Annotated in this window: 26 protein-coding genes; 3 read left to right on the forward strand and 23 right to left on the reverse strand. The window is 68.8% G+C overall.

Annotated elements, in window-relative coordinates; translation table 11 throughout:
• The gene (locus HFL01S_RS05570) at positions 1-1,611 is read right to left on the reverse strand and encodes an ABC transporter permease (protein ID WP_066255816.1); all 1,611 of its coding nucleotides are present in this window, start codon (positions 1,609-1,611) and stop codon (positions 1-3) included.
• A 34-nt stretch (positions 1,612-1,645) separates the two neighbouring features.
• On the opposite strand from HFL01S_RS05570, the gene HFL01S_RS05575 reads away from it, so the two are divergent.
• Positions 1,646-2,752 (forward strand): ABC transporter ATP-binding protein, encoded by a 1,107-nt coding sequence (locus HFL01S_RS05575; RefSeq protein ID WP_066255819.1) that lies wholly within the window; start codon positions 1,646-1,648, stop codon positions 2,750-2,752.
• 8 nt (positions 2,753-2,760) lie between these two features.
• On the opposite strand, the gene HFL01S_RS05580 is transcribed toward HFL01S_RS05575, so the two are convergent.
• The 15 genes from HFL01S_RS05580 to HFL01S_RS05650 all read right to left on the reverse strand — a co-directional run bounded on the left by HFL01S_RS05580 (position 2,761) and on the right by HFL01S_RS05650 (position 16,323).
• Complete coding sequence (locus HFL01S_RS05580; protein WP_218008600.1) at positions 2,761-3,525, reverse strand: ABC transporter ATP-binding protein; 765 nt, start codon at positions 3,523-3,525, stop codon at positions 2,761-2,763.
• Positions 3,522-4,583, reverse strand: a complete 1,062-nt coding sequence (locus HFL01S_RS05585; protein ID WP_066255822.1) for a FecCD family ABC transporter permease — start codon at positions 4,581-4,583, stop codon at positions 3,522-3,524. Before HFL01S_RS05585 ends, HFL01S_RS05580 begins: the two co-directional genes overlap by 4 nt.
• Entirely contained in the window at positions 4,583-5,707 is a 1,125-nt protein-coding gene (locus HFL01S_RS05590; protein WP_066255824.1) for an ABC transporter substrate-binding protein, read from the reverse strand. Before HFL01S_RS05590 ends, HFL01S_RS05585 begins: the two co-directional genes overlap by 1 nt.
• A gap of 20 nt (positions 5,708-5,727) precedes the next feature.
• On the reverse strand, positions 5,728-6,876 hold the full coding sequence (locus tag HFL01S_RS24990) for a methanobactin export MATE transporter MbnM (protein WP_066255828.1): 1,149 nt from the start codon (positions 6,874-6,876) through the stop codon (positions 5,728-5,730).
• Between the two features lie 3 nt (positions 6,877-6,879).
• Positions 6,880-7,770, reverse strand: coding sequence for an MbnP family copper-binding protein (locus tag HFL01S_RS24995; RefSeq protein WP_157538769.1), 891 nt, complete (start codon positions 7,768-7,770; stop codon positions 6,880-6,882).
• A 30-nt stretch (positions 7,771-7,800) separates the two neighbouring features.
• Entirely contained in the window at positions 7,801-8,709 is a 909-nt protein-coding gene (locus tag HFL01S_RS24585; protein WP_084383109.1) for a copper uptake system-associated protein, read from the reverse strand.
• An 18-nt stretch (positions 8,710-8,727) separates the two neighbouring features.
• The gene (locus HFL01S_RS05610; protein ID WP_084383120.1) at positions 8,728-9,588 is read right to left on the reverse strand and encodes a DJ-1/PfpI family protein; all 861 of its coding nucleotides are present in this window, start codon (positions 9,586-9,588) and stop codon (positions 8,728-8,730) included.
• Positions 9,589-9,603: 15 nt separating this feature from the next.
• Entirely contained in the window at positions 9,604-11,019 is a 1,416-nt protein-coding gene (locus HFL01S_RS05615; RefSeq protein ID WP_066255832.1) for a PepSY-associated TM helix domain-containing protein, read from the reverse strand.
• 36 nt (positions 11,020-11,055) lie between these two features.
• Entirely contained in the window at positions 11,056-13,200 is a 2,145-nt protein-coding gene (locus HFL01S_RS05620) for a TonB-dependent siderophore receptor (protein ID WP_066255835.1), read from the reverse strand.
• Positions 13,201-13,238: 38 nt separating this feature from the next.
• On the reverse strand, positions 13,239-13,553 hold the full coding sequence (locus HFL01S_RS25000; protein WP_066255838.1) for a hypothetical protein: 315 nt from the start codon (positions 13,551-13,553) through the stop codon (positions 13,239-13,241).
• Positions 13,550-14,176, reverse strand: coding sequence for a cyclic nucleotide-binding domain-containing protein (locus HFL01S_RS05630; RefSeq protein WP_066255841.1), 627 nt, complete (start codon positions 14,174-14,176; stop codon positions 13,550-13,552). The genes HFL01S_RS25000 and HFL01S_RS05630 overlap by 4 nt, the downstream gene beginning before the upstream one ends.
• Positions 14,177-14,258: 82 nt before the next feature.
• On the reverse strand, positions 14,259-14,666 hold the full coding sequence (locus HFL01S_RS05635; RefSeq protein WP_066255844.1) for a DUF2946 family protein: 408 nt from the start codon (positions 14,664-14,666) through the stop codon (positions 14,259-14,261).
• Positions 14,667-14,687: 21 nt separating this feature from the next.
• Complete coding sequence (locus HFL01S_RS05640) at positions 14,688-15,167, reverse strand: copper chaperone PCu(A)C (RefSeq protein ID WP_066255847.1); 480 nt, start codon at positions 15,165-15,167, stop codon at positions 14,688-14,690.
• 40 nt (positions 15,168-15,207) lie between these two features.
• Positions 15,208-15,864 carry an SCO family protein gene (locus tag HFL01S_RS05645; RefSeq protein WP_066255849.1) on the reverse strand — a complete coding sequence of 219 codons (657 nt, stop codon included), beginning with the start codon at positions 15,862-15,864 and terminating at the stop codon, positions 15,208-15,210.
• A gap of 63 nt (positions 15,865-15,927) precedes the next feature.
• Positions 15,928-16,323: a DUF2946 domain-containing protein gene (locus tag HFL01S_RS05650; protein WP_066255852.1), complete on the reverse strand. Its 396-nt coding sequence runs from the start codon at positions 16,321-16,323 to the stop codon at positions 15,928-15,930.
• Positions 16,324-16,420: 97 nt separating this feature from the next.
• Between HFL01S_RS05650 and HFL01S_RS05655 the strand changes: the two genes are divergently transcribed.
• Positions 16,421-17,068 carry a glutathione S-transferase family protein gene (locus HFL01S_RS05655; protein ID WP_066255856.1) on the forward strand — a complete coding sequence of 216 codons (648 nt, stop codon included), beginning with the start codon at positions 16,421-16,423 and terminating at the stop codon, positions 17,066-17,068.
• A 39-nt stretch (positions 17,069-17,107) separates the two neighbouring features.
• Here HFL01S_RS05655 and HFL01S_RS05660 read toward each other — a convergent pair whose 3' ends face one another.
• From HFL01S_RS05660 to HFL01S_RS05690, 7 genes are read right to left on the reverse strand one after another with little or no spacing between them, the layout of a single operon-like run.
• Positions 17,108-17,860: a lysophospholipid acyltransferase family protein gene (locus HFL01S_RS05660; protein ID WP_066255858.1), complete on the reverse strand. Its 753-nt coding sequence runs from the start codon at positions 17,858-17,860 to the stop codon at positions 17,108-17,110.
• The gene (locus tag HFL01S_RS05665) at positions 17,857-19,194 is read right to left on the reverse strand and encodes a dihydroorotase (protein ID WP_066255860.1); all 1,338 of its coding nucleotides are present in this window, start codon (positions 19,192-19,194) and stop codon (positions 17,857-17,859) included. Before HFL01S_RS05665 ends, HFL01S_RS05660 begins: the two co-directional genes overlap by 4 nt.
• Positions 19,191-20,321, reverse strand: coding sequence for a histidinol-phosphate transaminase (gene hisC, locus HFL01S_RS05670; RefSeq protein WP_066255862.1), 1,131 nt, complete (start codon positions 20,319-20,321; stop codon positions 19,191-19,193). Before hisC ends, HFL01S_RS05665 begins: the two co-directional genes overlap by 4 nt.
• The gene (locus HFL01S_RS05675) at positions 20,318-21,274 is read right to left on the reverse strand and encodes an aspartate carbamoyltransferase catalytic subunit (protein ID WP_066255864.1); all 957 of its coding nucleotides are present in this window, start codon (positions 21,272-21,274) and stop codon (positions 20,318-20,320) included. The genes hisC and HFL01S_RS05675 overlap by 4 nt, the downstream gene beginning before the upstream one ends.
• 1 nt (position 21,275) lies before the next feature.
• A complete protein-coding gene (gene pyrR / locus HFL01S_RS05680) occupies positions 21,276-21,791 on the reverse strand; it encodes a bifunctional pyr operon transcriptional regulator/uracil phosphoribosyltransferase PyrR (protein ID WP_281179896.1) in 516 nt (171 codons plus the stop codon).
• A complete protein-coding gene (ruvX, locus tag HFL01S_RS05685; protein WP_066255867.1) occupies positions 21,788-22,207 on the reverse strand; it encodes a Holliday junction resolvase RuvX in 420 nt (139 codons plus the stop codon). The genes pyrR and ruvX overlap by 4 nt, the downstream gene beginning before the upstream one ends.
• Positions 22,191-22,781 carry a YqgE/AlgH family protein gene (locus HFL01S_RS05690; RefSeq protein WP_066255870.1) on the reverse strand — a complete coding sequence of 197 codons (591 nt, stop codon included), beginning with the start codon at positions 22,779-22,781 and terminating at the stop codon, positions 22,191-22,193. Before HFL01S_RS05690 ends, ruvX begins: the two co-directional genes overlap by 17 nt.
• Positions 22,782-22,836: 55 nt before the next feature.
• Here HFL01S_RS05690 and HFL01S_RS05695 point away from each other — a divergent pair, with 55 nt between their 5' ends.
• Positions 22,837-24,306: a cryptochrome/photolyase family protein gene (locus tag HFL01S_RS05695; RefSeq protein ID WP_066255873.1), complete on the forward strand. Its 1,470-nt coding sequence runs from the start codon at positions 22,837-22,839 to the stop codon at positions 24,304-24,306.
• Positions 24,307-24,318 lie beyond the last annotated feature (12 nt).

Consider the following 24,318-nt stretch of genomic DNA (forward strand, 5'->3'; position numbering starts at 1 on the left):
TCACCGCTGGCGCAGCGTGCGCGAGAGCATGATCACCGGCACCAGGCCCACCAGCACCAGCGTGAGGGCCGGCAAGGCTGCCTCCCCCAGGCGCTCGTCGCGCGCCAGCTGGTACGCCACCACCGCCAGGGTGTCGCTGTTGAACGGCCGCAGCACCAGGGTGGCCGGCAGCTCCTTCATCACGTCCACAAACACCAGCAGCGCCGCCGCCGCGGTCGTGCGCCGCAACAGCGGCCAGTGCACGCGGGCGGCCAGCGCAGCGCCGGTGGTGCCGAGCATGCGGGCCGAGTCGTCCAGGCTCGCCGGGATACGCGCGTAGCCACTCTGCGCCGACTGCAGGGCCACCGCCGTGAAGCGCACCAGGTAAGCCCAGACGATGCCCAGCACGGTCGCGGTCACCCAGTAGCCGATGCTGCCCTCGGGAAAGGCCTTCTGCGCCCAGCCCACCGGCAGCAGCAGGCCGACCACGATCACCGCGCCCGGCACCGCGTAGCCCAGCCCCGCCAGTTGCACCACGCCCCGCGTCAGGGCGCCGGGCCGCGTGCGCACGGCGAACGCCAGCACCAGGGCCAGCACCGTGGCCGCCGCCGCGCTGATGGCGGCCAGGCGCACGCTGTTGCCGGCCCACTGCACGAACGAGGTCCAGGGCAGCTCTTCCCAGCCGCCGATCAGCGGGCGCAGCATGAACAGCACCGGCAGCACGAAACCAAACAGGATGGGCAGCGCGCAGGCCAGCCAGGCCAGCAGCGAGCGCCCGCCGGACAGGCGCACCGGCTGTGCATCGGCGCTGCCGGCGCGCTGGCCGCGCAGCGAAGCAAAGCGCATGCGCTGCTGCGCGCGCCGCTCCAGCCACAGCAGCAGCGCCACCAGTGCCAGCAGCATGGTGGCCAGCTGCGCCGCCGCCAGCGGCATGTCCATGGACAGCCACGCCTTGTAGATGCCGGCGGTGAAGGTCTGGATGCCGAAGTAGCTGGCCACGCCGAAGTCGGCCAGCGTCTCCATCAGCGCCAGCGCCACCCCCGCCGCCACGGCCGGGCGCGCCAGCGGCAGCGCCACCTCGCGGATGCGGCGCGACAGCGGCGCGCCCAGCAGGCGGGCCGCCTCCATCAGCTGCGCCGCGCGCTCGGTCAGCGCCGTGCGCGCCAGCAGGTAGACATAAGGGTAGAGCGAGAAGGTGAAGACCCAGACTGCGCCGGGCGTGTTGCGGATTTCGGGGAACACCCGCCCGCGCAGGCCAAAACTCTCGCGCATCCAGACCTGGAGCGGGCCGCTGAACTGCAGGAAGTCGGTGTAGGCGTAGGCCACCACATAGGCCGGCATGGCCAGCGGCAGCAGCAGCGCCCACTCGAACACGCGCCGCCCGGGGAAGTCGAACAGGGTGACGGCGCTGGCGGTGGCCATGCCCACCACGGCCACGCCGAGCGCCACGCTCAGGCACAGCACCACCGACGTCAAGGTGTAGTCCGGCAGCACGGTGCGCGACATTTCCGCGAGCACCTCGCGCGCCGCTGCGTCGAACTGGGACCAGGACGCCAGCAGCGCCAGCACCGGCAGGGTCAGCGCCAGGGCCAGCAGCAGCAGACCAACGGTGGAGGAAATGCGGGACAACACAAATGAGAATTGTAGTTATCTACAATGAGCCACCATGTTCCTCCAGGTCAGCCAGCTCAGCGTCCGCTACCCCGGCTCGTCCCACCCCGCGGTGGACGGCGTGTCGCTCGGCCTTCGTGCGGGCGACATCGGCGTGCTGATCGGTCCATCGGGCTGCGGCAAGACCACGCTGCTGCGCGCGGTGGCCGGCCTGGAGCGGGCCCACGCCGGCAGCATCACGCTGGAGCGCGAAACCGTCAGCGACGGTTCGCTGCACGTGCCGGCCGAGCGGCGGCGCATCGGCATGGTGTTCCAGGACTACGCGCTGTTCCCCCACCTCGATGTCGGCCGCAACGTGGCCTTCGGCATCGCCAGGCTGCCACGCGCCGAACGCGAGCAGCGCGTGGCCGAGGTGCTGGCGCTGGTGGGCCTGGACGGCATGCAGGCGCGCTACCCGCACGAGCTCTCCGGCGGCCAGCAGCAGCGCGTGGCGCTTGCCCGCGCCCTGGCGCCGCGCCCCCGTCTGCTGCTGCTGGACGAGCCCTTTTCCAACCTTGACGTCGACCTGCGCGAGCGGCTGGCGCACGAGGTGCGCGGCATCCTCAAGGCCGCTGGCGCCACCGCCCTCTTCGTCACCCACGACCAGCTCGAAGCCTTCGCCATCGGCGACCTGATCGGCGTCATGCACCAGGGCCACCTGCACCAGTGGGACGACGCCTACGCGCTCTACCACCGGCCCGCCACGCGTTTCGTGGCCGAGTTCATTGGTCACGGCGTGTTCGCGCCGGCCCAGATCCAGCAGGTGGCCGGCGAGGTGATCGTGCAGACGCCCATGGGCGCGCTGCTCGATGTCGAGGAATGCCCGCTGCCCTCGGCCTACGAGGCCGGGCTGTGCGACGTGCTGCTGCGCGCCGACGACATCGTGCACGACGACGACGCGCCGGTGAAGGCGCAGATCGTGCGCAAGGCCTTCCGCGGCTCGGAGTTCCTCTACACGCTGCGCCTGTCCAGCGGCGAGACGCTGATGACGCACGTGCCCTCGCACCACAACCACGCCATCGGCGAATGGATCGGCATCCGCGCCCAGGTCGACCACGTCGTCACCTTCGAACGCGGTGCCACGGACACCACACCGCCGGCGCCGGGCGTGCACCTGCGCTGAGGTGCGACTCAGCTCGAAATCAATCTGGGTCGGGAACGCCAGGGAGCAATCACCTGGCCCACGCGCTGCCCACTGAGCAATTCGGCCTCGATATCGAACACCGCCTCCACATCTCGGAGTGAAAGCCCCGATTCAGCAGAGTCCTGCATGTGCAGCCGACCCTCCCGCATCAACAGCAGCCGGTCGGCATGGCGAGTGGCCGCATTGAGGTCGTGCAACACCACCAGCGTTACCAGTCCCCGCTCGCGCGTCAGGGCACTCACGGTCTCCATCACCTCCAGCTGGTGTCGCAGGTCCAGTGCGCTGATCGGCTCATCCAGCAGCAACACCGAGGGCTCGGCCACCAGCGCCTGCGCCAGAAACACCAACTGCCGCTGCCCGCCGGACAGTTCGCGCAGTCCGCGCGAAGCCAGAGCCTCAATGCCCAAGCGCCGCAGCACCGACGCCACGGCGGCGATTTCTTCATCGGACACACGCCAGCGCAGTCGCTCCACTCGACCGAGCAGCACCGTCTCCATCACGGTCAGCGCCGCCGTGGCCGACGTGTCCTGGGGCATGTAGCCGATGCGTTGCGAATGGCGCGGCTCCCCGGCCAGGGTCACGACGCCTTCGTGCGGCAGCAGCCCGGCAATGCTGCGAAGCAGCGTCGATTTGCCCGACCCGTTGGGCCCGAGCAGGGCCACGAGCTGGCCCGGCAGAAGGTCCAGATCAATGCTGTGCAGAGCAGGCCTCGCGCCGTAGCGCACCGACAGTCCACGGGCCACCAGACTCACCAGTGACCTCCCCGCGAGCGCAGCACCAGGGCCACAAAAAATGGCACGCCGATCAGCGAAGTGATGATGCCGATCGGGAACACTGCCCCAGGCATCAACGTCTTGCTCGCGACAGATGCCACCGACAGCAGCGCCGCCCCCGCCAGCGCCGAGGCGGGCAGGAACACGCGCTGGTCTTCGCCCACCAGCATGCGCGCGATGTGCGGCGCCACCAGACCCACGAAGCCGATGGTGCCGACGAAAGCCACGGCAACACCGGTCAATGCGGAGATCAGCGCAAAGCTGCGAATGCGCAGCGAACGGACATTCACGCCCAGTCCTTCGGCCCGGGCGTCGCCGAGCTTGAGCGCCGTCAGACGCCAGGCCATGGGCCAAAGCAGCATCCCACCGACGAGCAGCACGGACACCATGATGGCCAGCTTGGGCCAGGTCGATTTCTGAAGGCTGCCGAACAGCCAGAACACCACCTGCTGCAGCGCTTCGGGCGACGCGATCAGCTGCAGCAGGGAGGTCAGGGCCTGGAACAGGAACAGCAGCGCGATGCCCGCCAGCACCAGCGCCTCGGCTGTGGCCGCGCGCGCACCACCAATCAGGTAGACGCCGGCACAGGCTAGCGCCGCAAACAGGATCGCCATGACCGGAATGCTCACGGTCTCGGGCCAGGGCAAACCGCCACCCAGCACGATGACCAGCGCAGCGCCAAAACCCGCGCCGGCCGAAACGCCCAGCGTGTAGCTGGACGCCAGCGGGTTGTGCAGGATGGTCTGCATCACCGCACCCGACAGCCCCAGGGCCGCACCCACCACCAGCGCGGTGCAGGCCACGGGCAAACGGATCGACCAGACAATGGCCGTGACTCTGGCTTCCGGCCCCTCGCCCAGCAACACAGTGCGCGCCACATCGGCCACCGGCAGAAACGCCGGACCGGTCGCCACGTCAAGCAGGAAACCCAGCAACGCCACGGCAATGAGCGAAGCCACGAGCGACCAGCGCCGCCACCAGGCGCGCCGATAAGCCCGCGCCAGGCCGCCGGCAGAAGTCTCGGCAACGACCTCCATCAGGGCCGCATACCCAACATCCACACGCCCGCGTAGGGCACCGGGAGGTACTTGTCGTGGTAAGCCTTGAAACTGGCTGCCGGGTCCACGTCCTTGAAGGCCTCGGGGTAGAGCTGCTTGCCGATGTACTGCATGGCCACGTAGTCAAACAGCGTGCGACACAGACCGTGCTCGATGGCGTGCACCTGGCCGTTCTTCACGGCGTTCAGACCGGCCCAGGCGGGGCGCTGGACATAGGGGGCCAGCGTGGCGCGTGTGATCTCGGCTGTGGCCTCGTAGCCGGTTTTCACCGCCTTGGGCTTGTTCACCCAGGAAGAACCCGCGATGAAGATCAGGTCCGGGTTGTCGGCGATCACCGCCTCGGCGTTGACCGGTCCCCAGGGGCCGGGCAGCTTGCCATCGGCCACGTTGACCGCGCCCAGCAGCGTGGTGATCTTTCCCCACATGGTGCCGCTGTAGCTGTTGCCCACGGTGTCGGCGCCCGCCTGACCCAGTTCGAAATAGACCTTCTTCTTCGTTCCGCCCGAGGCCTTGGCCACGCGCGCCATCACGTCCTTGTACTGGCGCTCGTAGAGCTGGGCCAGTTCTTCGGCCCGTGCCTCGGTGCCCATGACCTTGCCCATCACGCGGGTCGAGGCGAGGTGCCGCTCCAGCAACTGGGCGTTGTAGTCCACCACCACGATGGGAATGCCAGCCGCCTCGATCTGGTCGCGCGCGGTCTGCATGGCCTTGAAGGTCCACTCGGCCATGAACAGCACATCAGGCTTGAGGGCGATCACCTTCTCGGCGCTGAAGGTGCCGTCGTCCGAATGGCCAATGTCGGGCATGGCCTGCAGGTTCGGGATCACCGCTGCGTAGCGCTTGAAGATGACCGGGCGCCAGCCTTCGAACGGCGCGCGCGAGATGCCCACCACCTTGGCCCAGGCCTCCTTGCCGGCCACGGCGGTGAACTCTTCGTAGTTGAAGTTCACCGCCACCCGTTGCACGGGCAGGGTGACCTTGACCTTGCGGCCAATCGCGTCGGTGACTTCGGTGGTGGCGGCCCAGGCGGTGCCGCCGATGAGGCAGGTCAATGCGATCAGGGCAGCGCCCCAGTGGCGACGGCGAACAGAAAACCAGGTCATGAATACTCCTTTGAGAAAAATCAGCGGGAGGGCCAGGGGTTACCCAGCCTGGGGTCGGGGAGGAAATCGGGGCCGGTCAGGGCGCTCAGGAAAGCGACCAGGTCGTTCACCTCGTCGTCGCTCACTTCGAAGCCCACCAGCAGTTCGCTGCGCATCGGACTGGGTTGGCCGGTGGCGGACGTGGAACGCCCGGCCTGCGCGTAGTGCTGGCGGATCACGTCTTGCAGAGTGGCTATCGAGCCGTCGTGCATGTAGGGTGCGGTCACCGCCACGTTGCGCAGGCTCGCGGTGCGGAAGCGCCCGCGGTCCGAGGCGTCGCCGGTGAACTCGCCGATTCCCGGGTTGTCGGCCGGGTAGCTGCCCTGCCCGTCCACGTTGTAGAGCCCGGTGTTGTGGTACCCGAACTCAGGAAACGGCAGGCGGCTGTGCGTCACGTTGTCGTTGAAGGTGAAACCGCCGTGGCAGTGGTAGCACTCCATCTTTTCGCCGAAGAACAGCGCCTCTCCGCGCTTGGCCGCCGCGCTGATGGCCTGCGGTTCACCGCCGTACTTGTAGCGGTCGTAGGGGCTGTTGAACGACAGCAGACTGCGTTCGAACGCGGCAATGGCCTTGGTCACCGTGGACAGCGAGTACAGCGCGGCCTCGCCCAGCCGCGCCTCGGGCGGGAAGGCCTGCGCAAACAGGCGCCGGTAGGTGGCGTCGCTCCGCAACCGCGCGAACAGCTCGGCCTCGCGCCCGGCCATGCCCATCTCGACCGGGTGTTCGCCGAAGATCGGGATCAGGGCTTGCACCTCCAACGACTTGAGCAGCGGGTTGGCCCAGGTCAGCGTTGGCAGGTAGGCCACGTTGGCCAGGCCCATCGCACTGCGCGCGCCTTTCTCGCCGGTGATGCCCTCGGCCACCGCACGCCCGTCTGTGAAGGCCTTGTCCTGGTGGTGGCAGCTGGCGCAAGACATGCGACTGTCGGCCGAGAGGCGCGGGTCGTGGAACAGGTGCCGCCCGAGTTCGACCTTGGCCACCGACATCGGGTTGTCGGCCGGCACCACCGGCGGCGGCACCCAGGCCGGCAGGTTCCAGCGGAAGGCGTCGGCGCTGCTGCCGGACAGCAGCAGCCAGGCACCAGCCGCCACGACGGCCGCAACGGTCACGGAGCGCAACGGCACGGCCATCACTCAGCGCATCGCAAACAGGCGCTGCGATCCGGGCGCAGCGACGCCGTCGTATGCCAGACCGAGCGCGCCCATCACCGGCGGGCAGTCGCCGTCCTTGAGGAAGCTCATGCAACCGGGTGAGGTCATGGGCGCGTTCACGTCCACGTTGGCGCCCGCCAGCACTCGACCGATGTCGGCCACGACGTTGTGCTTCGCCAGGTCGAAGTTTTTGAACTCGACCGTGATGCGGTTGGGGTTCTGGCAGGCACTGGGTGCCTCGGTCTTGCTGTTGCCGGCGCACAGGGTGCTGCCCAGGTGCACCGAGTAGCGCGTGACCGGGCCCAGCGGGCTGGCGGCGGCTGGCTTTTCGGGCGTGATGCCGCTGGACGTGGTGTCGAACTTCAGGAACTTGTAGCCGCCCTGCCAGTTCCAGAACATCGCCGTGTTGTTCAGCGGTGCGGGCGACACCGTGGGGTCGCCGTGGTTGCGGGCGAACGGCACCCCCAGCGTGAAGCGCAGGCCGGTGTAGGTGCCCGCAGGCACTTTGCCGCGCACGGCGGTGTTCACGCCCGTGGTGCCGTTTCGGCAAGGGCCGCTGGCGTTCTCGAAGTCCAGCAGCGCGATGTTCTCCAGCTGCCAGGCGCCGTCCTGGTCCAGTTGCACCGGCACGGCCCGGCCGTCGGCGGTGAACAGCTGCACCTCGCTGACGTAGTAGCGGAAGTCCGACGGCGTCACCGTCGAACGGGTGGTGCCGATGGCGGGGTACTGCTGGCCGCAGGCGAAGGCCTGGCCGTTCACCTCGGCGGCGAAGTTCAGCTTGACCGGCTGCAGCCCGGCGGTGCCGGTCGGGGCGGCGGTGGAGCAGGCGGCCAGCGCGCCAACCACGCACAGGGAAAGGGCGAGTCGTTTCATGTCGGGTCCTTGCGGGGGAACTGAGCAGCTTCAGTGTTTGTGGGCAGGTGCCGCGTGCGGACCATGCCCGTTGGCCGGAGCGCCCTCGCCACCGACCTTGATCACGCCGTCGAACGAATCGAACAGCGCACGCTGCGCCGGCGCCAGTCCGGCTTCGGCCTTCGCGACCGCGCGCGTCATCTCGGCCGCCTGCGCCTTGGGCAGGCCCGACATCTCCAGCACATCGGCCTGCGTCAGGCCCTTGCCGGCGCAGACATGGATGGCCCAGCCGGCTTTCTCCTTGCGCAGCAGGGCGCGACCGCCCTTGCCTTGCTGGCTCCAACCGGCGACGGCGGCGTCGCCGACGATCACCACGGGCGCCACACTCAGTGGCGCCTCCGGACGGTCGAACTGGCGTTTCATGGCGTCGGCGATCTGCTGGGCATCGGTACCAGCGTGAGCGCCATGGCCCGTCTCATGGCTGGCGTTGCGGGGCGTCTGCACCCACACGTTGACAACATGGGTGCCCGCCTTTTCGAAACGAAGCGTGACCGGGAAGCGGTCGCCGTCGTTGAGCGGCGCCTTCAGGCCAATCAGCATCAGGTGGTAGCCGTCGGTCGTGCCGTGCTTCATGACCACGGTGGCGCCAGCCGGGATCTCCAGCGACGGCTCCGCACGCATCTGCATCACCTCGCCCTGCCCACCTTTGACCATTTGCATGCGGTGGATCTCGACCGAGTCGGCCGCCGGCGTGCTGGCGGACAGCAGCCGGTCGGCGGTCGAACCGGTGTTCCTGATGCCGCGGAAGTACACCGAGCCGGTGCTCATGCCGGGGCGTGAGGGCGTGGCGTAGGGATGGTCGATGCGCAGGTCACCGGCCTTGAAGTCGTGGGCCTGTGCGACCGGGGCCACCAGGGCCGTCAGGACCAACAGGTGCGAGAGGAGTTTTCTTCGATTCATGATGGGCTTTCAGCGGGATCAGCCCAGGCGCGCCATGGCGCGCCGGGCAGTGGCGTGCGCCGCGCGCACAAGTTCGGCGTACATGTCGGTGAGGAACTCGCGCGCGAGGCGCGGTGCCTTGTCGGGCGAGCCGGCGTTGAAGGGCGGCTGCGGGTCGTACTCCAGGTAGAGCTGCACCGCCTTGGCGTAGGCCGGCGAGCGCAGCTTCGCGATCAGCGTGAGGCCGAAGTCGATGCCCGCCGTGACGCCGCCGCCGGTGATGCGGTTGCGGTCCATCACCACGCGCTGGCGGCTCGGCTTCGCGCCCAGGTCGCGCAGCACCTCGCGCGTGGCCCAGTAGGACGCCGCACGGTAGCCCTTGAGCAGGCCGGCAGCGCCCAGGATGAGCGAACCGGTGCAGACGCTGGTGACGTAGCGTGCCCGCGACCCCTGGTCGGCCAGGAAGGCCAGCACCTCCGGGTCTTCCATGACGGTCAAGGTGCCGGGCACACCACCGGGAACGAACAGCACGTCGAGCCGGGCCGGGCAGTCCTTGAAGGCCGTGGTCGGCGTGACCGGAACCAGCGCCTTGGGCTGCCCCTCCTCGTTGCCCACCAGCTCGGTGGTCTTCCAGAGCAGGTGGATCTCCTTGTTCATCAGCGACTCGAAGACGGTCAGCGGCCCGATCAGGTCCTGCAGGAACATGCTGGGGTAGACCAGCATGCCGATCACCAGCTTGTCGCCGCCGGTGAGCGATTCGTACTTCTTGATGGCGTGCTGGTGGTGGGTGTCGGCCGAGGCCTTGGTGGGCTCAGCCGAGGCCTCCTGGCCCGCCGCGCCGGGGCGGCTCACCCAGGCGGCGAGCGCGGCCAGGGCCGATCCCGCGTGTCGTCGTGTCATGCGCATCGCAGCCCCTCAGTTCAGCCGCTGCTTGAGCGCCGGGATGCGCGAGATCAGCAAGCCGTCCAGCAGCAACACCGCCACCAGCACCGCGCCCGAGAGCGGGAACGCCAGCGCCACCGCCAGCATCACCACCGCACCGGTCTTCCAGAGCGCCGCGTCGGCGGGCGCGCGCGGCGCCACCAGACGTCCCGCCTTGGCGGGCCGGCGCTTCCACCACATCACGATGCCGCTGACGCAGAGGAACACCACGGCCAGGCAGAACACCACATTGGCCCAGGCGCTCCACAGCCCCATGTCGCCCTGGTGCAGCGCGATGCCGATCGCCATGACTTTGGCCATGGGCGAGTAGTCGGTGAACGAGGCCTCGGCCAGCACGCGACCGGTGTACTGATCGAGGTGCACGAAGCGGTCACCGGTCGGGTTGCTCAGGTCACCGCTCATGCTGTCGGCGCTGATGCTGTAGACGCCGGTCTCGTCCTGCGGCACGGCGATGTGGAACTGGCCGCTGAAACCGATGGAGCGCGCGTAGGCGTCGACCGTGTCGAGGTTGACCGGCTGGCCCGCCGGAACACCGGGCTTGCCGGCGGTCGAACCGGAAACCGGCATCGGCGTCTGCTCCAGCCCCCAGGGCACCTCCTTCAGGCCCGGGGTGGCGAGAGCGGCATGGGTCATTTCCGACTTCGGCACGTCGTCCCACTTGGCGGCGGGGAAACTGCCCCAGGGCTGCACGAACTTGCTGCCCCAGATGCCCGCCCAGGCCAGCCCGGTCAGCAGGAAGAAGGCCAGCACCAGACCGATCCAGAAGGCCACGCTCACGTGCAGCGACTTCCAGGTATTGCGCCCCTTGACCGAGAGGTCGGGCACCAGCACCCTTGCCCAGCCCTGCCCGCCGCGCGGCCAGGCCATATAGGCGCCGGTGACGATGAGCACGATGCCCAGGCCGGCGGCGATCTCGATCAGCCGGTCGCCCAGGTCACCGATCAGCAGCGTGCCGTGGATCTTCTCGGCCCAGGCGAACACGGTGTTCTCCTTGTCCACCGTGCGCAGCACCTCGGCGGTGTAGGGGTTGACGGCCACGGCCTCGTCGCGCCCGTCCGCCTTCACCACGAACCAGGTCGGCTGCGTGGTGGACTTGGCTGCGACGTACTCCTTGAGCTGCGCGCCGGGCCGCTGGGCCAGCACCGCCTGCGCCATCGCACTGACGGGTGCCGTGGTCGCCTGCGGCTGCACATGAATGGTCATGCCCAGGCGGTGCTGGAAGCCGGTGAAGAACACCATCACCAGGCCGGTGATGGCCAGCATGGTGAGAAAGGGCACGACGTAAAGGCCGGCGTAGAAATGCCAGCGCCAGGCCAGCATGTGGAACTTGCCCAGGGTCGGGGCTGCGCTGGCCGGTGCGGGCGCGGCGGTGGGAACGGATGTGCTCATGTTGAAAAACTCCTCGGGTCTTGTAGTGGGTATCGATCAGTAGTCCAGGCGCAGCGTCAGCGAGGCGGTGCGCGGCGCGCCGACCTGGATCCAGTCCTTCACCAGCGGGTGGCTGCCGGTGTAGTGAACCTTGTCGAACACGTTCTTCAGGTTGAACTGCAGCGAGCCTTTGCCGCTGCCGGCACGGAAGCCATAGGACAGCATCGCGTCCACCCGCGCGTAGCCCGGCAACTGGAAGCTGTTGGCGTTGTCGCCCTGGCGCTGTCCCTGCGCGAACACGCCCAGGCCGGCGGCCCACTGATCGTCGAACTTCCAGCGCCCCCACAGGCTGCCGGAATGCCGCGCGGCGTTGGCCAGGCGCTTGCCCTGGTAGCTGGGGTCTTCGGTCACCTTGGCGTCCAGGTAGGTGTACGACGCCATCACCGCAAGCTGCGGCAGCACGCGGCCGATGGCATCTACCTCCAGCCCGCGCGAACGCGCCTTGCCGACGGTGGTGACGATAGGGAACAGGCTGTAGTCGGCGCGGTTGCGCTTTTCAAGGTCGAACACCGCCACCGTGGTGTTGAAGCGGCCTTCGAGCGCGGCCCGCTTCCAGCCGACCTCGACCTGGCGGGCGCGCTCGGCCTCCAGCGCCTTGCCTGTGCTGTCGCGGCCGTTGTTGGCGGCCACCGAATCCTGGTACTGCGCGTACAGCGTCTGGTTCGGCACGAACTCCCACACCACGCCGACACGCGGCGTGGTGAACGACTGCTTGTTGGATTCGATGCCGGGTGTGGTGCTGAACAGGGCCTCGGTGCGGTCGTGGCGCAGGGCGAACACGCCGTGCCAGCCGTTGCCGAACGCGATCTGGTCCTGCAGCGTCAGGCTGATCCATTTGTTGAAGTCATCTGCCGGAATCGGGAAGCTCGTGTCCAATGCCGGCGCCTGCCCGAGGGACGGATTGAACACATCCACCGAGTTGATCTGGGTGAAGTAGAGGTCGCCCGTCTTTTTCGTGCGGTAGTGGTCGACCTCAGCCAGCAGCTTGTGCTGAAGTCCGCCGAGCTGCACCTCGCCCACCAGGTCCAATGTGGCCTGGTCGAGCTTGAGGCGGCCGTCGGGGCGCACGTAGAAGTAGTAGCGGCACAGTCGGCTAAGGCCGGCCGAGTTGTCGCAGGTCTCCGGGGCCAGGCCGTAGTTCTCGCGGTACGGCCACACGTCCACCTCGCGCGTGTCGGAGCGCAACGACACCAGGCGCCCCTTGAGGGTCCAGTTCGGGGACAGGCGGGTCTTGGCGTCGAGCAGCAGCGAGTTGCTGTCGATCTTCGACGGCTCGGGCGAATCGTTGAACTGGCGCGTCGGTGGCAGGTCGGCCGGCCGGTCGCCGTCGGCCGGAATGCCGAAGTCGTTGCGGTAGGTCTGTGCGTTGTGGTCCAGCGTCAGGGCCACGCGGGTGTCCCTGTCCGGCACCCAGGCCAGGGTGCCGCTGAACGAGGCGAGCTGGTTTTCCACGAAATCGCGGTTCGTGCTGTTGCGGTCGTAGGAGACCGAGGCGCGACCCAGCACCGTGCGGTCCGCGTTCAGGGCGCCACCGGCCTCCACCAGCGAGCGCGACAGCCCGTACTGGCCGATGGTCTGTTCCAGGCCGAGGTAGGGCGCTGCGGTCAGCGCCCGCGGCACCACATTGACCAGGCCACCCGGCTCGGAGCGGCCATAGAGCACCGACGCCGGGCCCTTGACCACCTCGACCGAATCCACATTGGCCATGTTCAGCGGAATGCCCTGGACCTTGACACCGTTGAGGTAGTACGAGGACATACCGGACATGCTTCCGGACGCGGTCATCGACGTGCTCTGGAACCCGCGCAGGATGAGCAGCGGCTGGGCCAGGCCGTTGAAGCCGAAATCGGTGCCGACACCGGCCACGTTGCGCACGGCGTCGGTGAGTGTCAGCGCCTTCTGGTCGTTGAGCACCGCGCGCGGCACCACCTGCACCGCCTGGGGCGTCAGCAAGATGGGCGTGTCGGTCTTCGTGGCGGTCGGGCCAGGCTCAACGTCGTAGGTGTCCAGCGCTTTCTCGCGCACCATCACGGTGGGCAGGCTGGGTCCGGCGCCTGTGCTGTCTGCCGTGGTCTGGGCGCTCGCCAGCCACGGTGCGCCCAGCGCCATGGCGGCAAACAGGGGTGTGGTTCGGAAGTTCACGGGTTCTCCTCGGGTGTTTTCGATTGGTGGAAACGGTTTCAACGCCAGGTGATCCGGCCCTGGTCGTCGATAGACCAGGGGCCCGAGGCGTCCTTGTGATGCGCGGCCCAGACGGGGTCCACCCATTCCGCAGCGGCGACGGACGGCAACGGGACCGACACGCCGACGGACGGGGCCTGTGACACCATGGCGTGGATCGGCAGCGCGGGTCTCTGCGGAACCTGGTGATCAGCAGCCTTTCCACCCGCGCTCATCAGCAGCGCCACCACACCGAAGCCGACCAGATGGAAGAAGCCGACGCCGGCGAGCGTTAGGACCGCGGTCCGACGGTTGCGGATCTCCAGCGCCTTCATGCCATTGCCCCGCGCGCGGAAACCCAGGGCGCGAACTCGACGGGCGAGACCTTGGGCACCGGGTTCAGCCGTACAGGACCGCTCTTGCGACTGCGAGGGGGCAGCAGCTGGGCCAGGCCGCGGCAGACGGTTTCGGCCTTGGCATCGACCATCTGGGCCAGCTCGCGCAGGGCCGGCAGGGCCGAGCGCAGCGCGTCCGCGCTGGGTCCGTCCGCCGCCTGCGGGCCTTGCCAAGGCAGGCCGAGCAGCTGGAGCAGGCAGGCCAGCCGCGACAGCACGTTGCCGGTGCGCAGCGTGGCCATGTCCTGCGTGCGCATCTGCTGCTGGAACAAGGCCTCGCGCAGCAGGGCCTCGCGCTCGGCCTCGCTGGTCACCGGCACCCGCGCCAGCCGGCAGTCGGTGAAGGCGCTGGCGGTGAACTGGTAGGGCTGGTCGCACAGCGACTCGATGCCCACCAGGTCGCCCGGCAGCGCGATCAGCACCGGCAGGCGGGAGGGGCCGCTCTCGCGGTCCAGGCGCACCGTGCCGTCGAGCACGCGCCACAGGCTGCCGGTGGCGCCGGCCTTGAAAAGGGGTTCTTGTCCGGCGCGCAGGCGCACCGGGTCTTGCACAGGGTTCGACATGACGACTCCAGAAACGGACTTCACGAGACCGGGTGTATCGGTGCACCGCGGCCGACGAGGCAGGCCTTGGCCCGCCAGTGAGTCAGCCCTGGAGCGGGGGACCGCGCGCGGCGGCGCGTGGCGCCTCGGCAGACCGGAGGTCGGTAGAGACAAAGAACGGTGTGGGCCAGCTCGCCACCACCTCGGCCAGCACAGGCCAGCTCGGCAGCAGCGGCGCAAACCGCTCGGCGGCGAGCGTGCAGTGGCCGCACAGATCCAGCGCGCCCGGACGCTCACCGTCGGGTCCGGCCACTGGATCGCCGGCGAGGTCGTTTGCCAGCACCCACTGCATGCCCTGCTCGGTGCAGAGCTCGACCCAGTCCTGCCCATCCTGCGGCGGCCCAGCCGCGAGCGCGCGCGACACCGCAGGCGCCAGCGTGGCCAGCACCAGGGCGGCCAGCAGCCAGCACGACAGGCGTCGGGCCAGGTGGTGCCAGGACAGGAGGGTCATCGGGCGAATGGGCTCAGGACATCAGTGCTTGTGCTCGGCGGCCGGTGCGGGCTTGCTGCCCATGGCGGCCGGGGTCGCCAGCGGCTTGGCCGGGGCCTTGACCTCGACGGTTTCGCGCTTGCCGTCCTTCCCTTCGAACACCAGCGTCACCGGCACCACGTCGCCCTCCTTTACCTGGGCCTTCAGGTCCAGCAGCATCACGTGGTAGCCGCCAGGCTTGAGCTCGACCGCCTTGCCGGCCGGCAGCGCCAGACCGGGGATCTGGCGCATCTTCATGACGTTGTTGTCCATCGCCATCTCGTGGATCTCGACCACGCCGGCGACCGGCGACTTGGCCTCGACCAGTTTGCTGTCGGCTTTGGCGGTCAGCTGCATGAAGGCGCCGGTAGCCTTCTGCTGGGCCACGGTGGCGCGGACCCAGGGGTCCTTGATCTCGACCGAGGACTGGGCGAAGGCGCTGGCCGACGCAGCGACGAGAGCGATGCTGATGAGGTGTTTCATGGGGACTCCTTGGGGTTGAAAAAAGTGGGGAAAAAAGGGATCAGGACGCCGGCGCATCCAGCAGCGCGCGGATGTCGGCGGTGTAGTCGTCGGCGGTCTGTTCGTGCCGCAGCGCCACGCGGATGCGGCCCTGCCGGTCGAACAGGTAGCTCAGCGCCGTGTGGTCCATGGTGTAGCTGCTGCCGGTGGGCACCTTCTTGTAGAAGGCGCGGAAGTCCTTGGCGGTCTGCGCGATCTGCTCGGCGCTGCCGGTCAGGGCCAGGAAGCTGGGATGGAACGCTTTCATGTACTCGCGCAGCAGCTCGGGTGTGTCGCGCTCCGGGTCCACGGTCACGAAGACCACCTGCAGGTCGGCGGACTGCGGGCCGAGACGCTCCATCACCGCCGCCGCGCGCGTCAGCGCCGTCGGGCAGACATCGGGGCACTGCACGAAGCCGAAGTAGAGCATCACGACCCGGCCCTTGAAGTCGGCCAGGGTGCGGGGCTGCCCGTTGAAGTCGGTCAACGAGAAGCCGCGGGCGTAGTCGGCACCGGTGATGTCGATGCCCTTGAACGCGGGCGCAGCCGGTGCGCCGGCCAGCGACAGCCGGTCACAGCCCGACAGCAGGCCGGTGGCACAGGCCGCGAGCCACAGCAGGCCCAGGCGACGGCCCATGGCGCGTGAAGACAGCGAAGAGGAAACGGACGAAAGAGGCATGGCACCTCCGAAAAACGGACAACACAGGCGCACTCCCGGAGGAGCACGCCACGGCGCGGGTTTTCAGAGGCTCAGCGGGGGCGCCCGGGAACGGGCGGTCACCCAGACCGTGTCGGTCAGGGGGACGCGGTAGAACGCCGGGGGCTGTTCGGCCAGCGAGGCGGGCAGCACGGCCACGGCCTCCACCGGCGGCAGGCCGCTGGCGCCGCCGTGCAGGGTGCACCAGGGGCAATGCATGCTGCTGCCGCTGTCGGCGGGCTGGCCATCCATGGACTGGGCCACCTCGCCGGTGTCGGCCTGGACCCAGACCATGCCGGTGGTGGTGCAGATTTCCAGCCAGTCGGCGCGGTCGCCACCACCCATCCGGGCCTGCGCGATAGTCGGCGCGAGCGCGCCCAGCAGCATGGCCACAATGGCCAGCCAGGCGGCAAAACGGCGACGCAGGCGCAGGAAAGACATCGCGCGATGTTAACAGCGCGGTCCGGTGGGTGACGCATGCCGGGACCCGCGACCCCTACGATGTTGACGTTCGTCAATGCACCTACGGAGACACCCCATGCTCACGCTCTGCGGCTTTTCGGCCAGCAACTACTACAACAAGGTCAAGCTCGCCCTGCTCGAAAAAGGCGTCCCGTTCCAGGAAGAACTGGTCTGGGTGGGCCAGGCCGACCGGGACGCCAGCCCGCTGGGCAAGGTGCCCTACCTGAAGACCGACGAAGGCCCGCTGTGCGAGTCGACGGTGATCCTCGAGTACCTGGAAGCGAAGTACCCGCAGCACCCGCTGCTGCCGGCCGACCCGTTTGCCGCGGCCAAGGTGCGCGAGCTGCTGCGCTTCATCGAACTGCACCTGGAACTGGTGGCGCGCAACCTCTACCCCGAGGCCTTCTTCGGCGGCAAGATCAGCGACGCGGCCAAGGAAAAGACCGCACAGCAGCTGGGGAAGAACGTGGCGGCGTTCGCCACGCTGGCGGGCTTCCCGTCTTTCATCGGCGGCGCCGAGTTCACGCTGGCCGACGTGGGCGCCGCGGTGCACCTGCCGCTGGTCAGCAGCGCCAGCAAGATCATCTACGGCAAGGATGTGCTGGCGGACCTGCCGGTGCGCGACTACCTCAGGCGCCTCGGCGAGCGCCCCGCGGTGCAGAAGGTCAACGCGGACCGCAAGGCCAGCACCGAGCTGATGCTGGCGCGCGCGAAGGCGAAATAGAGGGGGCCGCGATCCGCGCAGCGGCGAAGCGTGGGGGCTTCAATCTTCCCGCAGGGCCGCCACCGCGTCGCGCAGGTCGGCTGCCCAGGTGCGACGGTCCCGCCCGTCGGCCCGCTGCGGCTCACCGTAGTGCACCACCGCCACCACGTCGGTGGCGCGCAGCGTGTTCCACAGCGATTGCAGCAGCGTGGTGTCGCCGATGAACAGCGGCGCGTCGTGGCGCTGCCCGTGCAACGGATCGACGTAGCTCAGCCCCACCGGCAGCACCGGCGCCTCGGCCGCGATCGCGGCCTGGATCAGGTTGGCGTGGAACGTCAGCAGGGTCTGGCCGTCGCCGGTCGTGCCCTCGGGAAACACCGCCAGGATGTCGCCGCCGCGCAGATGCTCGGCCATTTTGTGCACCACGCGCATGGCGTCGCGCCGGCTCTCGCGTTCGATGTAGAGCGTGCCCGCGCCGGTGACCAGTGCACCGATCACCGGCCAGGCCTTGACGTCGGCCTTGGACACGAAGTGCGAGGGCCGCGCCGCGTTCATCACCAGAATGTCCAGCCACGAGATGTGGTTGGCCACCACCAGCAGCGGGCCGTGCGCCGGCGGCGTGCCGCGCACCTGCAACGTGACGCCCAGGATGCCCAGCATCTGCCGGGTCCACTCGCGCACCAGCAGGTCGGTCGCGTCGGGCGTCAGCTTTCCGAATTCGCTGCGGATGGTCCACAGGCCGCGCAGCACATGGCCCAGGGCGCGCAGGATGCGCCACCCCGCGGCCAGAGCCGAACGCCGCCGGCCGCTCACGCCGAGGCCTGCGCCGCCTCGTAGGCCACCTGGCCGCCCACCAGCGTGGCACGCACGCCCACCGGCATCTCGTGGCCCTCGAACGGCGTGTGCTTGCCCTGGCTGCGCAGGGCGACCGGCTCCACCGCCCAGCTGGCGTTGGGGTCGAACAGGCACAGGTCGGCCGCGCCGCCCACGCTGATCTGCCCCACGCTGTGCTGCAGCGTGCCCAACGCACCGCCCAGCACAGCCTGCGGGCCGCTGGTGAGCACGGCCAGCGCCTGCATCAGGCCCAGGCCGTCCTGCTGCGCCCACTTGGCCGCCAGGCCCAGCAGCAGCTCCACCGCAGTGGCGCCGGGTTCGGCCTCGGCGAAAGGCAGCACCTTGGCGTCGGCGTCCACCGGATTGTGGTCGGACACCAGCGCGTCGATGGTGCCGTCGGCCAGACCCGCGCGCAGCGCCTCGCGGTCGCGCTGCTGGCGCAAGGGCGGCTGCAGGCGCATGCGGCTGTCGTAGAAGCCGATGTCCACATCGGTCAGGTGCAGGTTGTGCACGCTCACGTCGCAGCTGACGGGCAGGCCCTCGGCCTTGGCCTGGCGCACCAGGGCCAGGCCGGCGGCGCTGCTGATGCGGCACAGGTGCACGTGCACGCCTTTCTCGCCCGCCGCCTTGGCCGCGCCGTGCACACCGCGCAGCAGCTCGAACAGGGTGTGCAGCGCGATGGTCTCGGCCGCGGCCGGCACGCCGGCCAGACCCATGCGCGTGGCCAGCGGGCCACTGGCGGCCACACCCTTGCCGAGCCAGAAGTCCTGCGGGCGCAGCCACACGGTGTAGCCGAAGGTGGCGGCGTACTGCAGCGCGCGCTGCAGCACCTGCGCATTCACGATGGGCACCTCGGCCTGGCCGAAGCCGATGCAACCGGATTCGGTCAGCTCGGCCATCTCGGTCAGCACCTCGCCCTTGAGACCGCGCGTGAGCGCGCCCAGCGGGAACACGCGCGACTGGTGCAGCTTCTCGGCGCGGAACTTGAGCATGTCCACCAGGCCGGGCTCGTCCAGCACCGGGTCGGTGTCGGGCGGACAGACCAGCGACGTGACGCCACCGGCCACGGCCGCGGCCATCTCGCTCTCCAGCATGGCGGCATGTTCCTGGCCGGGTTCGCGCAGGCGAACCGCCAGATCCACCAGCCCGGGCGCGACCACCAGGCCCGAGGCGTCGATGGTGCGGTTGGCGTGAAAGTCGGGCGCCACTTTGCCGATGGCGATGATGCGGCCGGCCGCAATCGCGATGTCGGCCAGCTCGTCGCGGCCGCTGGCCGGGTCCATGACGCGGCCGTTCTGGATCAGGATCTTCATGGTGTGCCTATCGGTGCGGAGATCGGTGCCCCGGCGGAAGAGGACGTGGACAGGATGTGCCGCAACGCGTCGACCAGGGCCTCGCACTCGGCCTGGGTGCCGATGGTGATGCGCAGGTGGTTGTCGATGCGGGGCTGTTTGAAGTGGCGCACGAGGATGCGGCGCTCGCGCAGGGCGCTGAACAGCTCGGCCGCGCGCGCGCTGGTGTGGCGCACGAACAGGAAGTTGGCGCTGGACGGCAGGCAGTCGAAGCCCATGCCATCCAGCTGCTGCTCCAGCCACTGGCGGCTGGCGGCGATGCGCGCCGACAGCGCCTGCAGATGCTCGTCGTCCTCGATGGCCGCCTGCGCGCCGGCCAGCGCCAGCCGGTCCAGCGGGTAGGAGTTGAAGCTGTCCTTGACCACGTTCAACGCCTCGATCAGCGAGGTGTGGCCCATGGCGAAACCGACGCGCAGCCCGGCCAGCGCGGCCGACTTCGACAGCGTGCGCACCACCAGCAGCTGGGGGAAACGATCGACCAGGGTCACCGCGCTTTCCGCGCCGAAATCCACATAGGCTTCGTCGATGACCACCACCGAGCCCGGGTTGCCTTCGAGCAGCTGGGTCAGTTCGGACAGGGGCAGCGCGATGCCCGTCGGCGCATTGGGGTTGGGCAGCACGATGCCGCCGTTGCCGCGCCGGTAGTCGGCCACGCGCACGCGGAACGCCTCGTCCAGCGGCACCGGTTGCGGCTCGATGCCGTAGAGCGCGCAGTACACCGGGTAGAACGAGTAGCTGACGTCCGGGAACAGCACCGGCCGCCCGTGGCGCAGCAGGGCACAGAACGCGTGGGCCAGCACCTCGTCGGAACCATTGCCCACGAACACCTGTTCGGGCGTCAGCCCGAAGCGCTTCGCGATGGTCTGGCGCAGTGCCAGCGCGGTCGGGTCCGGGTAGAGGCGCAGGCGTTCGTCAGCGGCATCACGCACCGCGTCGAGCACGCGCGGCGACGGCGGGTACGGACACTCGTTGGTGTTGAGCTTGATCCAGCCCGTGCCCTGCGGCTGTTCGCCGGGCACGTAAGCGTGCAGCCCGCGCACCGCGGGGCTCCAGAGCGCACGCGCGGCGGCCTCTTTCCTGGAGCTCATGCCTCATTCCCTGCCACGATGCCCAGCACGGCCATGCGCACCGCGATGCCGAAGGTGACCTGCGGCAGGATCACGCTCTGCGGCCCGTCGACCACGGCGGACTCGATCTCGACGCCGCGGTTGATCGGGCCCGGGTGCATGACGATGGCGTCGGGCTTGGCCCAGCGCAGGCGCTCGGTGGTCAGGCCGAAGCTCTTGAAGTACTCCTGGCTCGATGGCAGCAGCGCGCCGCTCATGCGCTCGTTCTGCAGCCGCAGCGTGATGACCACGTCGCAGCCCTTGATGCCTTCTTCGAGCGTGTGGCAGACGCGCACGCCCAGGTGCGAGAGGTCGCTGGGCACCAGGGTGCGCGGGCCGACCACACGCACGTCGGGGCAACCCAGCGTGGTCAGGGCGTGGATGTCGGAGCGCGCGACCCGCGAGTGCAGCACATCGCCGACGATGGCCACCGACAGCTTGGTGAAGTCCTTCTTGTAGTGCCGGATGGTGTACATGTCCAGCAGGCCCTGCGTGGGGTGGGCGTGGCGGCCGTCACCGGCGTTGACCACGTGCACGTGCGGGGCCACGTGCTGGGCGATGAGGTAGGGCGCGCCCGATTCGCTGTGGCGCACCACGAAGATGTCGGCCGCCATGGCCGACAGGTTGGCAATCGTGTCCAGCAGCGATTCGCCTTTGGCGGTGGAGCTGCGCGCGATGTCCAGCGTGTAGACGTCGGCCGACAGGCGGGTGGCAGCGATGTCGAAGGTGGTGCGGGTGCGGGTGCTGTTCTCGAAGAACAGGTTGAACACGCTCTTGCCGCGCAGCAGCGGCACCTTCTTGACCTCGCGGTCGCTCACGCTCACGAAGCTCGACGCGGTGTCGAGGATGTGCGTGAGGATGTCGCGCGGCAGGCCTTCGGTGGAGAGCAGGTGGATCAGCTCGCCGTTCTTGTTCAGCTGGGGGTTGCGTGGCACGTCAGTTTTCCTTGGTTTCCAGCACGAATCGGAAGCGCCCCTCGCTGTCGCGCGCCAGCTCCAGCAACTGGTTGGCGGGCAGGGTCATGGTGGCGGCGCAGACATTGGCCTGGATGGGCAGCTCGCGGCCGCCGCGATCGACCAGCACCGCCAGCTGCACGCTCGCGGGGCGGCCGTAGTCGAACAGCTCGTTGATCACCGCGCGCAGGGTGCGGCCGGTGTAGAGCACATCGTCGATCAGCACCACGTTCGCGCCGTCCACCTCATAGGGCAGCACGGTCTGGGCAGAGATCGACAGGCCGCGCTGCGCGAAGTCGTCGCGGTGCATGGACGAGGAGATCACACCGGCATCGCCGGGCAGCCCGAGGTCGCGCTGCAGGCGCTCGGCCAGCCAGGCACCGCCCGAGGTGATGCCGGCCAGCACCACCGGCTGCGGGGTGGCGGCGATCAGCGCCTGGACGCCTTCGCGCATGTCGGCGTAGAGCAGCTCGGCGTCGAGCTGGATGTTTTGGGTCACGTCAGGCTCCTCAGAAACTGTTCCAGGATGATGCAGGCGCTGGCCGCATCTGCGTCCTTGGCCCCCATTGAGTGGGCTTCGGTGGTCGAGTAGCGTTCGTCGACCTCGTACACCGGCAGGCCGTGGCGGCCGCGCAGCCGGCGCGCGAACTTCTGCGCCCTCAAGGTGTTCTCGTGGGACGCCCCGTCGGGATGGAACGGCACGCCAACGACGAGGGCGTCGGGCTGCCACTCCTTGATGCGCTCGGCGACTTTCACGAAGCGCGCGTCACCTTCGGCGGCGATGGTGGCCTGCGGCGTGGCGGTGCGGGTCAGGCGGTTGCCGCTGGCCACACCGGTGCGCTTGAGTCCGAAGTCAAAGGCCAGAAAGGTCTGGCAAGCGGCCGGCACGTCCATGGCGTCAGGCGTGCCCGGCATCGGGGGACAGCATCCAGGGCGCCAGGCCCAGCAGGCCCATCGCCTTCTCATAGCGTTGCGACACCGGTGTGTCGAAAATCAGCGCCGGGTCGGCGGCCACCGTGAGCCAGCTGTTTTCGGTGATCTCGGATTCGAGCTGCCCCTCGCCCCAGGACGCATAGCCGAGCGAAACAAACACCTTGCGCGGCCCTGCGCCGGAGGAGATGGCTTCGAGCACATCGCGCGAGGTCGTCATCTCCAGACCACCGGGAATGGACAGCGTGGAGGCGTAGACCGACTCCCCCTCACCGGCGTCGATGGCTTCGTGAAGCACGAACCCGCGCTCGGTCTGCACGGGACCACCCTGGAACACGGGCTGATCGCGCAGATCGTCGCGTCCCAGCACCAGGTCGACCTTGGCAAACAGGCCGGGCAGCAGGATATCGGAAGGCTTGTTGATCACGAGTCCGAGCGCGCCGCGCTCGCTGTGTTCGCACATGAACACCACGCTGCGGCCGAACAGCTCGTCGTTCAGCCCGGGCATTGCAATCAGGAAGTGATTGGTGAGATTGATCGGGGCAGAATCCGCAGTCATGGCGCAATTTTAAGCGGCGGCCCGTGCCCGCCCCGCCGTCACCGAGCAGCCCCCGATGACACGCTACGACAGAGGACTGATGTGGTTCCGGCGCGACCTGCGGGTGCAGGACAACGCTGCCCTGCACCATGCGCTCAAACACTGCCGCCAGGTCTGGTGCGTGTTCGTGTTCGACACCGAGATCCTCGACCCGCTGCCGCGCGCCGACCGGCGGGTGGAGTTCATCCACGCCAGCGTGCTCGAGCTCGATGCGGAGCTCCGCGCCCTGGGCGCCCAGCACGGTCGCGAACGCACCGGTCTCATCGTGCGGCACGCCGCGGCGCGCGAGGACATCCCGAGACTGGCCCGGCAGCTGCACGTGCAGGCGGTGTTCACCAACCACGACGACGAACCCGCTGCGCTGGCCCGCGATGCCCAGGTGCTGGGCGCGCTGGCGCATGCCGGCGTCATGCTGCACAGCCACAAGGACCATGTGATCTTCGAACGCCGCGAGGTGCTGACCCAGGCCGGCCAGCCGTTCGGCGTGTTCACGCCGTACAAGAATGCCTGGCTGCGCAAGATCGAGCCCTTCTTTCTCAAGGCCTATCCAGTCGACAAGTACGCACCGGCCCTCGCGCCACTGCCCGATGCAATGGATGGGCCTTTGCCCCGACTGTCTGATCTGGACTTCGAGACCACCAACCTGTCGAAGCTGCCCATGCCCACCGGCGCCAGCGGTGCACAGACCCTGGTGGCGGATTTCATGGAGCGCATCGAACGCTACGACACGGCGCGCGACTTTCCTGCGGTCAAGGGCCCCAGCTACCTGAGCGTGCACCTGCGCTTCGGCACGGTGTCGGTGCGCCAGCTGGCGTCGCTGGCCTGGCAGATGCACCTGCAGGACATGAAGGGGGCGAGCACCTGGCTCTCGGAGCTGATCTGGCGCGACTTCTACCACCAGATCCTGGCCAACTTCCCGCACGTGGTCGGCAGCGCATTCCGCCCCGAGTACGACAAGGTGCGCTTCGAACATGGCAAGCACGCGCAGACCCTGTTCGCGGCCTGGTGCGAGGGCCGCACCGGCTACCCGCTGGTGGACGCGGCCATGGCCCAGATCAACCAGACCGGCTACATGCACAACCGGCTGCGCATGGTGGTGGCCAGCTTCCTGGTGAAAGACCTGGGCATCGACTGGCGATGGGGCGAGCGCTACTTCGCCGAGAAGCTGATCGACTTCGACCTGGCCGCCAACAACGGCGGCTGGCAGTGGGCGGCCTCGACCGGCTGCGACGCCCAACCCTGGTTCCGCATCTTCAACCCGGTGACGCAGAGCGAGAAGTTCGATCCCCAGGGCAAGTTCATCCGCCGCTATCTGCCGCAGCTGGCAGGGCTCTCGGACGCCACGATCCACGCCCCCTGGAAGGCGCCCGAACTGGAACTGGTGGCGGCGGACGTGCGCCTGGGCCAGAACTACCCGAACCCGATCGTGGACCACGCCATCGCCCGCGAGCGCACGCTGGAGCGCTACGCGGTGGTCAAGCGCTGACCCGGACCGTCA

It is taken from the genome of Hydrogenophaga flava NBRC 102514, assembly GCF_001571145.1.
Taxonomy (GTDB): Bacteria; Pseudomonadota; Gammaproteobacteria; order Burkholderiales; family Burkholderiaceae_C; genus Hydrogenophaga; species Hydrogenophaga flava.

What these genes read in the sequence shown, in the direction of transcription:
- HFL01S_RS05585 (WP_066255822.1), bottom strand. Translation starts at nt 4,583, where the DNA reads ATGGAGGTCGTTGCCGAGACTTCTGCCGGCGGCCTGGCGCGGGCTTAT.
- HFL01S_RS05655 (WP_066255856.1), top strand. Translation starts at nt 16,421, where the DNA reads ATGCTCACGCTCTGCGGCTTTTCGGCCAGCAACTACTACAACAAGGTC.
- HFL01S_RS25000 (WP_066255838.1), bottom strand. Translation starts at nt 13,553, where the DNA reads ATGAAGGCGCTGGAGATCCGCAACCGTCGGACCGCGGTCCTAACGCTC.
- HFL01S_RS05665 (WP_066255860.1), bottom strand. Translation starts at nt 19,194, where the DNA reads ATGAAGATCCTGATCCAGAACGGCCGCGTCATGGACCCGGCCAGCGGC.
- HFL01S_RS05650 (WP_066255852.1), bottom strand. Translation starts at nt 16,323, where the DNA reads ATGTCTTTCCTGCGCCTGCGTCGCCGTTTTGCCGCCTGGCTGGCCATT.
- hisC (WP_066255862.1), bottom strand. Translation starts at nt 20,321, where the DNA reads ATGAGCTCCAGGAAAGAGGCCGCCGCGCGTGCGCTCTGGAGCCCCGCG.
- ruvX (WP_066255867.1), bottom strand. Translation starts at nt 22,207, where the DNA reads ATGCCGGGCACGCCTGACGCCATGGACGTGCCGGCCGCTTGCCAGACC.
- HFL01S_RS05695 (WP_066255873.1), top strand. Translation starts at nt 22,837, where the DNA reads ATGACACGCTACGACAGAGGACTGATGTGGTTCCGGCGCGACCTGCGG.
- HFL01S_RS05640 (WP_066255847.1), bottom strand. Translation starts at nt 15,167, where the DNA reads ATGAAACACCTCATCAGCATCGCTCTCGTCGCTGCGTCGGCCAGCGCC.
- HFL01S_RS05645 (WP_066255849.1), bottom strand. Translation starts at nt 15,864, where the DNA reads ATGCCTCTTTCGTCCGTTTCCTCTTCGCTGTCTTCACGCGCCATGGGC.
- HFL01S_RS05575 (WP_066255819.1), top strand. Translation starts at nt 1,646, where the DNA reads ATGTTCCTCCAGGTCAGCCAGCTCAGCGTCCGCTACCCCGGCTCGTCC.
- HFL01S_RS05590 (WP_066255824.1), bottom strand. Translation starts at nt 5,707, where the DNA reads ATGACCTGGTTTTCTGTTCGCCGTCGCCACTGGGGCGCTGCCCTGATC.
- HFL01S_RS24990 (WP_066255828.1), bottom strand. Translation starts at nt 6,876, where the DNA reads ATGGCCGTGCCGTTGCGCTCCGTGACCGTTGCGGCCGTCGTGGCGGCT.
- HFL01S_RS05615 (WP_066255832.1), bottom strand. Translation starts at nt 11,019, where the DNA reads ATGAGCACATCCGTTCCCACCGCCGCGCCCGCACCGGCCAGCGCAGCC.
- HFL01S_RS05610 (WP_084383120.1), bottom strand. Translation starts at nt 9,588, where the DNA reads ATGACACGACGACACGCGGGATCGGCCCTGGCCGCGCTCGCCGCCTGG.
- HFL01S_RS05630 (WP_066255841.1), bottom strand. Translation starts at nt 14,176, where the DNA reads ATGTCGAACCCTGTGCAAGACCCGGTGCGCCTGCGCGCCGGACAAGAA.
- HFL01S_RS24585 (WP_084383109.1), bottom strand. Translation starts at nt 8,709, where the DNA reads ATGAATCGAAGAAAACTCCTCTCGCACCTGTTGGTCCTGACGGCCCTG.
- HFL01S_RS05635 (WP_066255844.1), bottom strand. Translation starts at nt 14,666, where the DNA reads ATGACCCTCCTGTCCTGGCACCACCTGGCCCGACGCCTGTCGTGCTGG.
- HFL01S_RS24995 (WP_157538769.1), bottom strand. Translation starts at nt 7,770, where the DNA reads ATGAAACGACTCGCCCTTTCCCTGTGCGTGGTTGGCGCGCTGGCCGCC.
- HFL01S_RS05690 (WP_066255870.1), bottom strand. Translation starts at nt 22,781, where the DNA reads ATGACTGCGGATTCTGCCCCGATCAATCTCACCAATCACTTCCTGATT.